At 69.0% G+C, this 14152-nt stretch carries 12 protein-coding genes; 1 reads left to right on the forward strand and 11 read right to left on the reverse strand.

What is annotated here, in order from left to right:
- Nucleotides 1–52: 52 nt before the first annotated feature.
- The 7 genes from mreD to ACIBAF_RS04170 form a co-directional block, all read right to left on the reverse strand.
- On the reverse strand, nt 53–721 hold the full coding sequence (mreD, locus tag ACIBAF_RS04140) for a rod shape-determining protein MreD (RefSeq protein ID WP_399461537.1): 669 nt from the start codon (nt 719–721) through the stop codon (nt 53–55).
- Between the two features lie 15 nt (nt 722–736).
- Nucleotides 737–1675: a rod shape-determining protein MreC gene (gene mreC, locus ACIBAF_RS04145; RefSeq protein WP_399461538.1), complete on the reverse strand. Its 939-nt coding sequence runs from the start codon at nt 1673–1675 to the stop codon at nt 737–739.
- A gap of 157 nt (nt 1676–1832) precedes the next feature.
- Entirely contained in the window at nt 1833–2852 is a 1020-nt protein-coding gene (locus ACIBAF_RS04150; protein ID WP_020127820.1) for a rod shape-determining protein, read from the reverse strand.
- A 275-nt stretch (nt 2853–3127) separates the two neighbouring features.
- Complete coding sequence (ndk, locus tag ACIBAF_RS04155; RefSeq protein ID WP_399461539.1) at nt 3128–3541, reverse strand: nucleoside-diphosphate kinase; 414 nt, start codon at nt 3539–3541, stop codon at nt 3128–3130.
- A 92-nt stretch (nt 3542–3633) separates the two neighbouring features.
- On the reverse strand, nt 3634–3999 hold the full coding sequence (locus ACIBAF_RS04160) for a DUF4233 domain-containing protein (protein ID WP_399461540.1): 366 nt from the start codon (nt 3997–3999) through the stop codon (nt 3634–3636).
- Nucleotides 4000–4009: 10 nt separating this feature from the next.
- The gene (locus tag ACIBAF_RS04165; protein WP_399461541.1) at nt 4010–5494 is read right to left on the reverse strand and encodes a bifunctional folylpolyglutamate synthase/dihydrofolate synthase; all 1485 of its coding nucleotides are present in this window, start codon (nt 5492–5494) and stop codon (nt 4010–4012) included.
- 90 nt (nt 5495–5584) lie between these two features.
- The gene (locus ACIBAF_RS04170) at nt 5585–8209 is read right to left on the reverse strand and encodes a valine--tRNA ligase (protein ID WP_399461542.1); all 2625 of its coding nucleotides are present in this window, start codon (nt 8207–8209) and stop codon (nt 5585–5587) included.
- Between the two features lie 136 nt (nt 8210–8345).
- Here ACIBAF_RS04170 and ACIBAF_RS04175 point away from each other — a divergent pair, with 136 nt between their 5' ends.
- On the forward strand, nt 8346–9347 hold the full coding sequence (locus tag ACIBAF_RS04175) for a hypothetical protein (protein ID WP_399461543.1): 1002 nt from the start codon (nt 8346–8348) through the stop codon (nt 9345–9347).
- A gap of 75 nt (nt 9348–9422) precedes the next feature.
- Here ACIBAF_RS04175 and clpX read toward each other — a convergent pair whose 3' ends face one another.
- From clpX to tig, 4 genes are all read right to left on the reverse strand, one after another.
- Nucleotides 9423–10712, reverse strand: coding sequence for an ATP-dependent Clp protease ATP-binding subunit ClpX (clpX, locus tag ACIBAF_RS04180; protein WP_079662266.1), 1290 nt, complete (start codon nt 10710–10712; stop codon nt 9423–9425).
- A gap of 182 nt (nt 10713–10894) precedes the next feature.
- A complete protein-coding gene (locus tag ACIBAF_RS04185) occupies nt 10895–11575 on the reverse strand; it encodes an ATP-dependent Clp protease proteolytic subunit (RefSeq protein ID WP_399461544.1) in 681 nt (226 codons plus the stop codon).
- A 206-nt stretch (nt 11576–11781) separates the two neighbouring features.
- Complete coding sequence (locus tag ACIBAF_RS04190) at nt 11782–12387, reverse strand: ATP-dependent Clp protease proteolytic subunit (RefSeq protein ID WP_399461617.1); 606 nt, start codon at nt 12385–12387, stop codon at nt 11782–11784.
- A 299-nt stretch (nt 12388–12686) separates the two neighbouring features.
- On the reverse strand, nt 12687–14078 hold the full coding sequence (gene tig, locus ACIBAF_RS04195; RefSeq protein ID WP_399461545.1) for a trigger factor: 1392 nt from the start codon (nt 14076–14078) through the stop codon (nt 12687–12689).
- Nucleotides 14079–14152 lie beyond the last annotated feature (74 nt).

Below are 14152 nucleotides of genomic sequence, written 5' to 3' on the forward strand. Positions count from 1 at the left end.
TTCCGCCCGAACTTCCCCGTTCGGGTGAACCTTCCAGCGAACTCGCCCGCGCTCACAGCCGCTTGACCCCCTTGATGCGCCCCGCCCGGGTCGCCCGCGACTTGGCCGCCTTCAGCTTCAGCCCGCCGCGCTGGCCGCCGATCCTGAGACCCGTCCCGGAGGAGAGCCAGCCGGAGGAGATGTCGGGACTCTTGGCGGAGTTGGTCTCCGCGAGCGGATCGTTGTCGGCGCGCCGCGCCAGGAACATGATCGCCGGGACCACGAACGGGGCGAGCAGCAGGTCGTACAGGGCGGACGTGAACAGCAGCCCGGTCAGGCCGACATGGCGGGCGGCGGTGTCGCCGACGAGGGCGCCGACCCCCGCGTACAGCAGAGTGGAGCCGATCGCGGCGCCGACGACCACGACCATGGGGCCGGTGGCCGACTTGATCTGCCCGGTCTCGGGCTTGATGAGGCCGGCGAGGTAGCCGATCACGCACAGCACCAGGGCGTAGCGCCCGGCGGCGTGGTCGGCGGGCGGGGCGAGGTCGGCCAGCAGGCCGGCGCCGAAGCCGATGAGGGCGCCGCCGACATGGCCGTAGACCATGGCGAGGCCGAGGACGGTGAGCAGGAGGAGGTCGGGGACGGCGCCGGGGAGGTGAAGGCGGGCGAGCACGCTCACCTGGATCACCAGGGCGACGACGACCAGCGGGACGGAGAGCAGGATCCGGTTGACGCGCATGGGGGTTGTCAGCTCCTACTGCTGCTGGCCGTCTACGGGTGCGTTCGCGCTCGGAGTGACCGTGACGGTCACCGTCGGCGTGGGAACCGGTTTGGGCTTCGAGGGGAGCACGGTGTCGCGCGGGTCCTTCTTCGGGGCCTGGACGACGACGCCGACGATGTCGAGCTTGGTGAAGCTGACGTACGGCGTGACGTAGAGGGTGCGGGTGAGGTCGCCGCCGGAGGGGTCGACGCGGGAGACGACGCCGACGGGGACGCCGGGCACGAAGGGCTTGTCGGCCTGCGAGCCGAAGGTGACCAGCCGGTCGCCCTTCTTCACGTCGGCCTTGCCGTTGAGGAGTTCGACGCGCAGCGGCCGGTCGCCCTGCCCGGAGGCGAAGCCGAGCTCGTCGGACGCCTCCATGCGGGTGCCGACGGTGAAGTCGGGGTCGGAGGCGAGGAGCACGGTCGCGGTGTCGGGCCCGACGGTGGTGACCCGTCCGACCAGCCCGTCCCCGTTCAGGACCGTCATGTCGCGCTTGACGCCGTCGTTCGCGCCGACGTCGATGGTGATGGTCCAGGAGAAGCCCTGGGCCGCTCCTATCGCGATGACCTCGGCGCCCTTGATGCCGTACTGGCCCGCGCCGGCGATCTTCAGCATCTTGTCGAGCTGCGCGAGGCGGCTGCGGTTGCGGTCGTCGCTGCCGAGTTTCGCCTTGAGGGCCGCGTTCTCCTTCTCCAGCTCGGTGAGCCGGTCATGGCGTTCGCCGGAGTCACGGACGGCGGAGACGGCGTTGCCGACGGGATCCACCGCCGACGACACACCGTCCTCGATCGGACCGAAGACCGCGGCCGCGGCCTGCCGGGCGCCGTCGACCGGGGAGTCCTCCCCGCCGCGGATGTCCACCGTGATCAGCGCGAACGCGATGGCGATCAGCAGCACCAGGAGCAGCCGGCTCTCTCGTGTGTCCCTCACGTGCGGCGGCCGTGCCCTTCCTCGAGAGAAAAAACCAGGAATTCGGGTAGCCCCGGGCCAAGATGACCAAGGGCGCTTTGTGGGAGCTTATGCCTCGATATCAACGATCCGCCGCACGAGAGGAGATCATCCCGTACGGCGGAATCGAAGCGTTACGTCATCTGCGGGGCGCGGCGTCCAGGACCTGCTGCAGGGCCTCGAACTCCTCGACGCACTTTCCGGAGCCGAGCGCCACGCTGTCCAGCGGGTCCTCGGCGATGTGGATGGGCATGCCGGTCTCCCGGCGCAGCCGCTCGTCCAGACCGCGCAGCAGGGCTCCGCCGCCGGTCAGAACGATTCCGCGGTCCATGATGTCGCCGGACAGCTCCGGCGGACACTTGTCGAGCGTGGTCTTCACGGCGTCCACGATCGCGTTGACCGGCTCCTCGATCGCCTTGCGCACCTCGGCGGCCGAGATGACGACGGTCTTGGGCAGGCCGGAGACGAGGTCCCGGCCGCGGATTTCGGTGTGCTGGTCGTCGTCGAGGTCGTACGCCGAACCGATCGTGATCTTGATCTGTTCGGCGGTCCGCTCACCGAGGAGGAGGCTGTACTCCTTCTTGATGTGCTGGATGATCGCGTTGTCCAGTTCGTCGCCCGCGACACGGATGGACTGGGCGGTGACGATGCCGCCGAGCGAGATGACCGCGACCTCCGTGGTGCCGCCGCCGATGTCCACCACCATGTTGCCCGTGGCCTCGTGGACCGGCAGGCCGGAGCCGATGGCCGCGGCCATGGGCTCCTCGATGATGTGCACCTGACGGGCGCCGGCCTGGGTCGACGCCTCGATGACGGCGCGGCGCTCGACGCCCGTGATGCCCGAGGGCACGCAGACGACGACCCGCGGCCGAGCCAGATACCGCCGCTTGTGGATCTTCAGGATGAAGTAGCGGAGCATCCGCTCGGTGATCTCGAAGTCGGCGATCACGCCGTCCTTCAGCGGACGCACGGCAACGATGTTGCCGGGGGTGCGTCCGATCATCTTCTTCGCTTCGGCGCCGACCGCGAGGATGCCACCGGTGTTGGTGTTGATCGCGACGACGGACGGCTCGTTGAGTACGATCCCGCGACCCCTGACGTACACCAGCGTGTTGGCGGTCCCGAGGTCGACAGCCATGTCACGGCCGATGAACGACATTGAGTTCCCCATCAGGATTCGACTGGCCTTCCATGAGCTTTGAGGGCTTTTCAGGTCGGCGTGGTGGGTGCTGTGACGTGAAGGCTTCCATCGTAAACGCGCCTGCACGAACACTGCGGAGCGGTCTCCGCCATTGTTTGCAGATGCTGTGTGGGTTCGCTTCTGGAGACGGGCGTTCGGGGGCTCGCGTTCCCTCGATCGCCCGTTTCAGCCGCTTCCGCCGCTCCGCCAGTTGGGCCAGTTGGGCCAGTTGGGCCACTCGGCCGCGGTCGGTGTCAGACGCGACCGGGGAAGAAGATCTTCACCTCGCGCTCGGCGGACTCCTCGGAGTCGGAGGCGTGGATCAGGTTCTCGCGGACGATCACGCCGTAGTCGCCGCGGATGGAGCCGGGGGCGGCGGCGATCGGGTCGGTCGGACCGGCGAGCGCGCGCACGCCCTCGATGACCCGCTCGCCCTCGACGATCAGCGCGACGACGGGGCCGGAGGCCATGAACTCCACCAGCGGCTCGTAGAAGGGCTTGCCCTTGTGCTCGCCGTAGTGCGACTCCAGCGTGTCCTGGTCCAGGGTGCGCAGCTCCAGCGCGGTGATCTGCCAGCCGGCCTTGCGCTCGATACGGCTGATGATCTCGCCGGTCAGGCCACGACGGACCGCGTCGGGCTTGAGCAGGACGAGGGTGCGCTGGCTCACGAGGTGACTCCTTCTACTGCCGGATTCCACAACCGGTTCGTACGGCCGGTGTGTGCGGTGGGATGAGGTTACAGGGCGTGTCCCGGTGCCTGTTACGCAGCGTCAGCAGTATCCGGAGAGGTTGCTGCGGCCTGCGCGGCGAAGCGGGCCTTGGCCTCGTCGATCTTCCTGCCGAAGTGGACGGACGCCCACCACAGTGCCCCGAACAGCACCCCCATGAAGAACATGATCGGGACGAAGAAGCCGGACGCGACGAGGGCGACCTGCAGCGCCCAGCCGAGGGCGACGCCCCCGGGCCGGGTGACCACGCCACACAGCAGGACGCTGAGCAGCATGGCGATGCCGCAGACCGTCCACACCGTGGACGTGGACAGGTCGGCGTCCTTCATGGCGACCAGACCGGCGAAGCCGATGATGAAGAACTCGCCGATCAGGGTCGAGGAGCAGAGCGTGCGCATGGCGGGGACCTCAGCCCTTCCCGAGAAGCAGTCGGGCCTCGCCGACGGTGATGACGGACCCGGTGACCAGCACGCCGCCGCCGGCGAACTCGCCCTCCTCCTCGGCGAGCGTGATCGCCGCCTCCAGGGCGTCGGGCAGCCGCGGCTCGACCTGCACGCGGTCGTCGCCGAACACCTCGACGGCGATCGCCGCCAACTCGTCGGCGTCCATCGCGCGGTGGCTGGAGTTCTGGGTGACGACGATCTCCGCGAAGATCGGCTCGAAGGCCTCCAGCAGGCCCCGCACGTTCTTGTCGCCGCTGGCCCCGACCACGCCGATCAGCCTGCTGAAGTCGAAGGCCTCGCCGACGGCCTCGGCGGTGGCACGGGCGCCGGCCGGGTTGTGCGCGGCGTCCAGGACGATCGTCGGGGAGCGCCGTACGACTTCGAGGCGGCCCGGCGAGGAGACGGCCGCGAAGGCCTTGCGGATCGTGTCGATGTCGAGCGGCTCGGGCCGCTGGGAGCCGACGCCGAAGAACGCCTCGACGGCGGCGAGCGCGACGGCCGCGTTGTGCGCCTGGTAGGGACCGTGCAGGGGCAGATACACCTCGGGGTACTCGCCGCCCAGCCCGCGCAGGGTGAGCAGCTGTCCGCCGACGGCGACCTGCCGGGCGACGACGCCGAACTCCAGCCCTTCCCGGGCCACGGTGGCATCCACCTCGACGGCCTTCTTCAGCAGCACCTGGGCCGCGTCGACGGGCTGCTGGGCCAGGATGACCGTCGCGTCCTGCTTGATGATCCCGGCTTTCTCGACGGCGATCGCGGCGGGCGTCTCCCCGAGCCGGTCGGTGTGGTCCAGGTCGATCGGCGTGACGACGGCGACGTCACCGTCGATGACGTTCGTGGCGTCCCACGAGCCGCCCATCCCCACTTCCACGACGGCGACGTCGACGGGCGCGTCCGCGAAGGCGGCGTACGCCATGCCGGTGAGCACCTCGAAGAAGGACAGCCGGTACTCCTGCTGGCCGTCGACCATCTCGACGTACGGCCTGACGTCCTGGTACGTCTCGATGAACCGCTCGGCGGAGATCGGGGCGCCGTCCAGGCTGATCCGCTCGGTGATCGACTGGACGTGGGGGCTCGTGTACCGGCCGGTGCGCAGCTCGAAGGCGCCGAGCAGGGCCTCGATCATGCGGGCCGTGGACGTCTTGCCGTTCGTCCCGGTGATGTGGATCGAGGGGTACGAGCGCTGCGGGTCCCCCAGCACGTCCATCAGCGCGGCGATGCGGCCGACGGACGGCTCCAGCTTGGTCTCGCCCCAGCGGGTGGCCAGCTCCGCCTCGACCTCGCGCAGGGCCTTGTCGACCTCGGGGTCCTCGGGACGCCCCGGCACGTCGGCCTGCGGCGCGCCGCCCTGGGTACGGAGGGTGCGGCTGCCTGCCTCGATGACCGCGAGGTCGGGGTCGCGGTCGGTCTCGGCGGCGACGATCTCGTCGAAGGGGTCGCTTTCAGTCACAGGGCCAGTCTACGGACGGCCGCTGACAGACGTAGGCGAAGGCCCCCGGAACCGTACGGGCGCCGGGGGCCTTCGCCTACACGCTGGTCGTCACGCCTCGGGCAGGCGCTCCAGCTGGGTCTGGATGCGGGCGATGTCCTCGTCCGCCTTGGCGAGGCGGGTGCGGATCTTGTCGACCACCTGGTCAGGGGCCTTCGCGAGGAACTCCTCGTTGCCCAGCTTGGCGTTGGCCTGGGCCTTCTCCTTCTCGGCGGCGGCCAGGTCCTTGGCGAGGCGCTTGCGCTCCGCGGCCACGTCGATCGTGCCGGACAGGTCCAGCGCGACCGTGGCGCCCGCGACCGGCAGGGTCGCCGTCGCCGAGAAGTCCTCGCCCTCCGGCTGGAGACGCAGCAGCTGGCGGACGGCGGCCTCGTGCGCGGCGAACGGCGTGCCGTCCAGCGTGAGGCGGGCCGGGACCCGCTGCCCCGGCTGCAGACCCTGGTCGGCGCGGAAGCGGCGGACCTCGGTGATCACCGACTGGAGGCTCTCGATCTCCCGCTCGGCGGCCGCGTCCCGGAAGCCGCTGTCCTTCGGCCACTCGGCGACGACGACCGACTCGCCGCCGGTCAGCGTCGTCCAGAGCGTCTCCGTGACGAACGGGACGATCGGGTGCAGCAGCTTCAGGGTGACGTCGAGGACCTCGCCGAGGACGCGGCCGGAGACCTTCGCGGGCTCGCCGCCCGCCATGAACGTCGTCTTGGACAGCTCGACGTACCAGTCGAAGACCTCGTCCCAGGCGAAGTGGAACAGCGCGTCGGAGAGCTTCGCGAACTGGTAGTCCTCGTAGAGCGCGTCGACTTCGGCGACGACCGAGTTGAGGCGGGAGAGGATCCAGCGGTCGGTCGCCGACAGCTTCGAGGCGTCCGGCAGCGGGCCTTCGACCGTGGCGCCGTTCATCAGCGCGAAGCGCGTGGCGTTCCAGATCTTGTTGGCGAAGTTGCGCGAGCCCTGGACCCAGTCCTCACCGATCGGGACGTCGACGCCGGGGTTGGCGCCTCGGGCGAGGGTGAACCGGAGCGCGTCGGAGCCGTACTTGTCCATCCAGTCCAGCGGGTTGACCGCGTTGCCGAAGGACTTCGACATCTTCTTGCCGAACTGGTCGCGGACCATGCCGTGCAGGGCGATGGTGTGGAACGGCGGGGTGCCGTCCATCGCGTAGAGGCCGAACATCATCATCCGGGCGACCCAGAAGAAGAGGATGTCGTAGCCGGTGACCAGGACGGAGTTCGGGTAGAACTTCGCGAGCGACTCGGTCTGTTCGGGCCAGCCGAGCGTCGAGAACGGCCAGAGACCGGAGGAGAACCAGGTGTCGAGGACGTCGGTGTCCTGACGCCAGCCCTCGCCGGCCGGGGCCTCGTCGTCGGGGCCGACGCAGACGACCTCGCCGTTCGGGCCGTACCAGACCGGGATGCGGTGGCCCCACCACAACTGCCGTGAGATGCACCAGTCGTGGAGGTTGTCGACCCAGTCGAAGTACCGCTTCTCCATCTCCTGCGGGTGGATCTTGACCCGGCCGTCGCGGACGGCGTCGCCGGCGGCCTTCGCCAGCGGGCCGACCTTGACCCACCACTGCATGGACAGGCGCGGCTCGATGGTGGTCTTGCAGCGCGAGCAGTGGCCGACGGAGTGGACGTACGGCCGCTTCTCGGCGACGATCCGGCCCTCTGCACGCAGGGCGGCGACGATGGCGGAGCGGGCCTCCAGGCGGTCCAGACCCTGGAAGGGTCCGTGGGCCGTGATGACGGCGTGCTCGTCCATGATCGTGAGGGACGGCAGGTTGTGGCGCTGGCCGATCTCGAAGTCGTTCGGGTCGTGCGCCGGGGTCACCTTGACGGCGCCCGTGCCGAACTCGGGGTCGACGTGCGTGTCGGCGACGACCGGGATGAAGCGGTCGGTCAGCGGGAGGCGGATCTCCTTGCCGACGAGGTGCTTGTAGCGCTCGTCGTCGGGGTGGACGGCGACGGCCGTGTCACCGAGCATCGTCTCCGCGCGCGTGGTGGCGACGACGATGGTGTCGTCCCCCTCCCCGTACTTCATGGAGACGAGCTCGCCGTCGTCGTCCTGGTACTCGACCTCGATGTCGGAGATCGCGGTCAGACAGCGCGGACACCAGTTGATGATGCGCTCGGCGCGGTAGATGAGTTCGTCGTCGTAGAGGCGCTTGAAGATGGTCTGAACGGACTGGGACAGGCCCTCGTCCATGGTGAAGCGCTCGCGCGACCAGGCGACGCCGTCGCCCAGGCGGCGCATCTGGCCGCTGATCTGGCCGCCGGACTCGCCCTTCCAGCGCCAGACGCGCTCGACGAACGCCTCGCGGCCCAGGTCGTGGCGGGACTTGCCCTCCTTGCCCAGTTCACGCTCGACGACGTTCTGCGTGGCGATGCCGGCGTGGTCCATGCCGGGCTGCCACAGCGTCTCGTAGCCCTGCATGCGCTTGCGGCGGGTGACGGCGTCGATGAGCGTGTGCTCGAAGGCGTGTCCCAGGTGCAGGCTGCCCGTGACGTTCGGCGGGGGGATGACGATCGTGTACGGAGGCTTGTCGCTCTTCGCGTCGGCCTCGAAGTAACCGCGCTCTACCCAGCGCTCGTACAGCGGCCCCTCTACGTCGGCCGGCGCGTACTGGGTCGGCAGTTCGGTGGGGGGCGCTGATGGCTGCTGCTGAGCGTTCTCGGTCACGGGGCCAGTTTAGGGGTGTCACCGGGCCGTCCCGAAACGTGTTTGCCGTGTAACGGTCGGGCCCCCGCTGCCGTGCAGGTGTTGGCTTTGAGCCAGGATGTGAAAATCACATAAGCATCTGGAGGGGAACCCAGAAATGAGTCACAACCAGCCGGGCCCGTACGGCGGGCAGCCCCAGCAGCCCGGACCGTACGGCCAGCCCGGTCCGTACGGCCAGCCGCCGCAGGCGCCCCAGCCCGGCTACGGCTACCCCCAGCAGCCTCCCGCCCCGCAGCCCGGCTACGGCTACCCGCAGCAGCCCCCGCAGGGCGTCCCCCCGCAGACGCCGCCCTACGGCCAGCAGCCGCCGTACGGCCAGCCCCCGACCCCTCCCTACGGGCAGCCGCCGTACGGCCAGCCTCCCTACGGTGTCCCGCAGCCCCCGGCGCCGAGCGGCGGCGGTGGCAAGAAGGCGGCCGTCATCGTCGGCGCGGTCGCGGTCGTCGCGGCGATCGGTGTCGGCGCGTACTTCGTGATCGGCGGAGGCGGCGGCGCGGGCGGTCTGAAGGACGACGGCGCACACAAGCTGGACACCCCGGCGACCGTCCTCAGCGACTACAAGCGGGCCTCCAAGGAAGGCGCGGGTGCGAGCGACGACTCGGCCGCCGACCTGGAGAAGAGCGGCGTCAAGAACGGCAAGAGCGTGATCGGCGTCTACTCGACGGCGGACCTGAGCGGGTACGACCCCAACGACCCGAGCACCGCTCCCGACGCGTCCGAGCTCGCGACGGCCAAGGGCATCACCTACGCCGGCGCCTACGGGACGATCGCCGACCCCGAGAAGGCGCTCGACGCGTTCTTCGCCAACTTCAAGGCGTCGTCCGAGAAAAGCTCCTCCTCCAGCAGCGGCACCGCCTCGGGCACCGAGCTGGTCGGCGAGCCGGAGGAGGTCGACCTCGACGGCGCGGTCATGAAGTGCCAGGCGGCCAAGGGCACCGACAAGACCACCAAGCAGGAGAAGACCGACTGGTTCTGCGCGTGGGCCGACTACAGCACCATCGCCATGGTCTCGCCCGGCGACGTCACGAAGAACATCACCAAGGACGTCGCGATCGACATCACCACGAAGCTGCGCAACGAGGTCCGCGTCAAGGCCTGACGGTCTGCGCTGCTGCCTCAACGACGAAGGGGCCCCGGTCGGTTGACCGGGGCCCCTTCGGTGTACGGGGGTGGATCAGGCGGTCTTCTGCTCGCCCGGGCCGCGGCCGCCGCGGGCGTCGCGGGGGATCAGCGTCGGGTTGACGTTGGACAGGACGACGTCCGCGGTGATGACGACGCGGGCCACGTCCTTGCGGGACGGGACCTCGTACATGACCGCCTGGAGGACCTCCTCCATGATGGCGCGCAGGCCGCGGGCGCCGGTCTGGCGGAGGATGGCCTGGTCGGCGATGGCCTCCAGGGCCTCACGCTCGAAGTCCAGCTCCACGCCGTCGAGTTCGAAGAGCCGCTGGTACTGCTTCACCAGCGCGTTGCGCGGCTCGATCAGGATCTGCAGCAGCGCCTCGCGGTCCAGGTTGTGGACCGAGGTGATGACGGGCAGACGGCCGATGAACTCCGGGATCATGCCGAACTTGACCAGGTCCTCGGGCATGACGGCCTCGAACTGGTCCTTGGACTCCAGCTCGCGCTTGGAGCGGATCGTCGCGCCGAAGCCGATGCCCTTGGCGCCGGCCCGGGTCTCGATGATCTTCTCCAGGCCCGAGAAGGCGCCGCCCACGATGAACAGCACGTTCGTCGTGTCGATCTGGATGAACTCCTGGTGCGGGTGCTTGCGGCCGCCCTGCGGCGGAACCGAGGCCGTGGTGCCTTCCAGGATCTTCAGCAGGGCCTGCTGAACGCCCTCGCCCGACACGTCGCGTGTGATGGAGGGGTTTTCACTCTTCCTCGCGACCTTGTCGATCTCGTCGATGTAGATGATCCCGGTCTCGGCCTTCTTGACGTCGTAGTCCGCGGCCTGGATCAGCTTCAGCAGGATGTTCTCGACGTCCTCGCCGACGTACCCCGCCTCGGTCAGCGCCGTGGCGTCGGCGATGGCGAACGGAACGTTCAGCATGCGCGCCAGGGTCTGGGCGAGGAGCGTCTTGCCCGAGCCCGTGGGGCCGAGCAGAAGGATGTTGGACTTCGCCAACTCGATGGCGTCGTCGCGGCCTTGGGCGCCGCCGTTCTCACCGGCCTGGACGCGCTTGTAGTGGTTGTACACCGCGACCGACAGGGCCTTCTTGGCGGGCTCCTGACCCACCACGTAGCCCTCGAGGAACTCGTAGATCTCGCGCGGCTTCGGGAGTTCCTCCCAGCGGACCTCGCTCGTCTCCGCGAGCTCTTCCTCGATGATCTCGTTGCAGAGATCGATGCACTCGTCGCAGATGTACACACCGGGCCCTGCGATGAGCTTCTTGACCTGCTTCTGGCTCTTGCCGCAGAACGAGCACTTGAGCAGATCGCCGCCGTCACCGATGCGTGCCACGGTGTGCTTCCCCTTCGCCTGGGAGACGCCTGGACGCTTTCGAATCCAGCGGCTCCTGGTGCTGCCTTATTCCGACGGTACCTTGCCTGGGCCCCCGTTCGGGTCCCCCTTGGCACGGTTCACTGCGACGTGGACCGTGTCACACCGTGCCGAGGAGGGCCCGAACGGGACGAACCCGTGCGTCAACGCAGAGAGCCGTTGTTCATCTTCCGGGTGGAGATGATCTGGTCGATCAGGCCGTACGCCAGCGCGTCCTCGGCCGTGAGGATCTTGTCGCGCTCGATGTCCTCGCGGATCTTCTCGATCGGCGTGGTGGAGTGCTTGGCCAGCATCTCCTCCAGCTGCGCGCGCATCCGGAGGATCTCGTTGGCGGCGATCTCCAGGTCGGAGACCTGACCGCGGCCGGTCTCACTGTACGGCTGGTGGATCAGCACGCGCGCGTTCGGCAGCGCCATGCGCTTGCCCGGCGTACCGGCGGCCAGCAGGATCGCGGCGGCGGAGGCCGCCTGGCCCATGCAGACCGTCTGGATGTCGGGCTTCACGAACTGCATCGTGTCGTAGATCGCGGTCAGCGCCGTGAAGGAGCCGCCGGGGCTGTTGATGTAGACCGAGATGTCCCGGTCGGGGTCCATCGACTCCAGGCACAGCAGCTGCGCCATGACGTCGTTGGCGGAGGCGTCGTCGATCTGCACGCCCAGGAAGATGACGCGCTCCTCGAAGAGCTTCGCGTACGGGTCGTACTCGCGCACGCCCTGGGAGGTGCGCTCGACGAAGCGCGGGATGACGTAGCGGGACTCGGCGCGGGGGCCGGTGTATTCGGCCTCGGTGCGGGCGTAGAGGCCGCTGCCGGGGAAGTCGTTCACGGTGTCTCCTGGAGAGAGGGCTTGAGGCGGTGGGCTGGAGGGGCTGGACGGGGCGCTGACGGCTTCCGAGGCCCTGGGTGGCTCCCGGATGACCCCAGGGAGGCCTGAGGCTCCTGAGGGGCCCCAGGAGGGCCCGAGGGGCTTCCTGGAGCTCCGGGAAGGGCTCCGGGGAGCGCCCTGTGCGGCCCTGCTGCCGTCAGCGGCCCTCAGGCCGCGCCGGTACCGCCGCCGCCCGGCATGCCGGCCGCGGTGGGCATGATGTCGTCGATCAGGCCGTACTCCTTGGCCTCGATCGGGTCGAACCAGCGGTCGCGGTCCGAGTCGATGGTGACCTGCTCCACCGTCTGGCCGGTGTGGAAGGCGGTCAGCTCCGCCATCCGCTTCTTGGTGTGCAGCAGCCGCTCGGCGTGGATCTTGATGTCCGACGCGGAGCCGGCGAGGCCGGCCGAGGGCTGGTGGATCAGGATCTCGGCGTTCGGCAGCGCGAAGCGCTTGCCGGGGGTGCCCGCGCTGAGCAGGAACTGGCCCATCGAGGCCGCCATGCCCATGGCGATGGTCACCACGTCGTTCTTGATGTACTGCATGGTGTCGTAGATCGCCATGCCGGCCGTGATCGATCCACCGGGGCTGTTGATGTAGAGGTAGATGTCCTTCTCCGGGTCGGAGGCAAGGAGCAGCAGCTGTGCGGTGATCTTGTTGGCGATGTCGTCGTCGACCGCCTGGCCGAGGAAGATGATCCGCTCGCCGAGCAGCCGGTTGTAGACCTGGTCGCCGAGGCCACCACCGATAGGGTCGCCGGCGGCTGTGGGCATCAGATTCGTCACGTATCCACCTGCTCGTCTTACGACGGCGCCGGGCCGTCTCACGTGTACTGCCGGGGGCAACGGGGACTCCCCTGCCCTCGTATTCATGGACCCTAACGCGCGGGTCCCTTCGGGGAATCCCGGAGAGAGGAGTGTTCGCCGGGGGCGTAGTCGCCGGGGACGCAGCGTGATCCCCGCGCCCCGGGGGCAGGCCGTCCCGGCGTACGACAGAAGGGCCCCGGAGCGAATCCCGCCCCAGGGCCCCTCGTGTCTGCGTCGGATCTGCCTCAGAAGTGACGCGAGGCCGCTCAGGCCTCGGGCTTCTCCTCGGGCTCGTCGGCGCTCTCGACGACCTCGACCGTCTCCGTGGCGGCCTCGTCCTCGTCCTCGTCGTCCAGGTCGATGACCTCGCCGTTGGTGTCCTTCACCGTGGCGGACTCGACGACCGTGGCCAGCGCCTTGCCGCGGGCGACCTCGCCGACCAGGAGCGGAACCTGGCCGCCCTCGACGACCGCCTGGGCGAACTGGTCCGGCGACATGCCGGAGGAGGCGGCACGGCGCATGAGGTGCTCGGTGAGCTCCTCCTGGTTGACGTTCAGCTTCTCGCGCTTGACGAGCTCGTCGAGCACGAACTGGGTCTTGATGCCCTTGACCGCGGCCTCACGGGTCTCGGTCTCGAACTCCTCGGCGGTCTTGCCCTGGATCTCCAGGTACTTGTCGAGGTCAAGGCCCATCTGGCCGAGCTGGTGGTGCTCAAGGTTGTGCTTGCGGGTGTTGATCTCGTCCTCGAGCAGCTTCTCGGGGACGGGCACCTCGACGAGCTCCAGCAGCTTCTCCAGGACGCGCTCCTGGGCCTGCGTGGCCTGGTCGTACTGCTTCATGTTCTCGAGGCGCTTGCGGCTGTCCGCCTTCAGCTCGTCGAGGGTGTCGAACTCGGAGGCGAGCTGCGCGAACTCGTCGTCCAGCTCGGGGAGCTCACGGGCGGCGACCTGGGTGACCTTGACGGTGACCTCGGCCTCCTTGCCGGCCGCCGAGCCGCCCTTGAGCTCGGAGGTGAAGGTGGCCTCGCCACCGGCCTCCAGACCCTTCACGGCGTCGTCGATGCCTTCCAGCAGCTCGCCGGAGCCGATGGTGTAGGAGACGCCGCTGGCGACGCCGTCCTCCAGGACCTCGCCGTCGACCTTGGCCTCCAGGTCGACGGTCACGACGTCGCCGTCCTCGGCGGCGCGCTCGACCGGGGAGGTCGAGGCGAAGCGCTCGCGGAGCTGCTCGACGGACTTGTCGATGTCCTCGTCCGACACCTCGACGGCGTCGACCTCGACCTCGATGGAGGAGAAGTCCTCGGGGAGCTCCAGGGCGGGACGGACGTCGACCTCGGCGGTGAAGTTCAGCGTCTCGCCGTCCTTCAGCTCCGTGATGTCGACCTCGGGCTGGCCGAGGACGTCGATCTCGGCCTCGTTGACCGCCTCCGTGTAGAACTTCGGCAGCGCGTCGTTGACGGCCTCCTCCAGCACGGCACCGCGGCCGAACCGCTGGTCGATGACCCGGGCGGGGATCTTGCCCTTACGGAAGCCCTTCACCGTGACCTGCTGGTTGATCTTCTTGTACGCCGCGTCGAGGCTGTCCTTGAGCTCCTCGAAGGGCACCTCGATGCTGAGCCGAACCCGAGTCGGGTTCAGGGTCTCCACGGCGCTCTTCACGGTTCGGTCTCCTTGGGGGCTGACTTCTTGGGTTCTGCCGGAGCCAGACTGGCCCGGCGGATTTCGCCGCCCGG

It is taken from the genome of Streptomyces sp. NPDC051677 (assembly GCF_044453465.1).
Classification (GTDB): Bacteria; Actinomycetota; Actinomycetes; order Streptomycetales; family Streptomycetaceae; genus Streptomyces.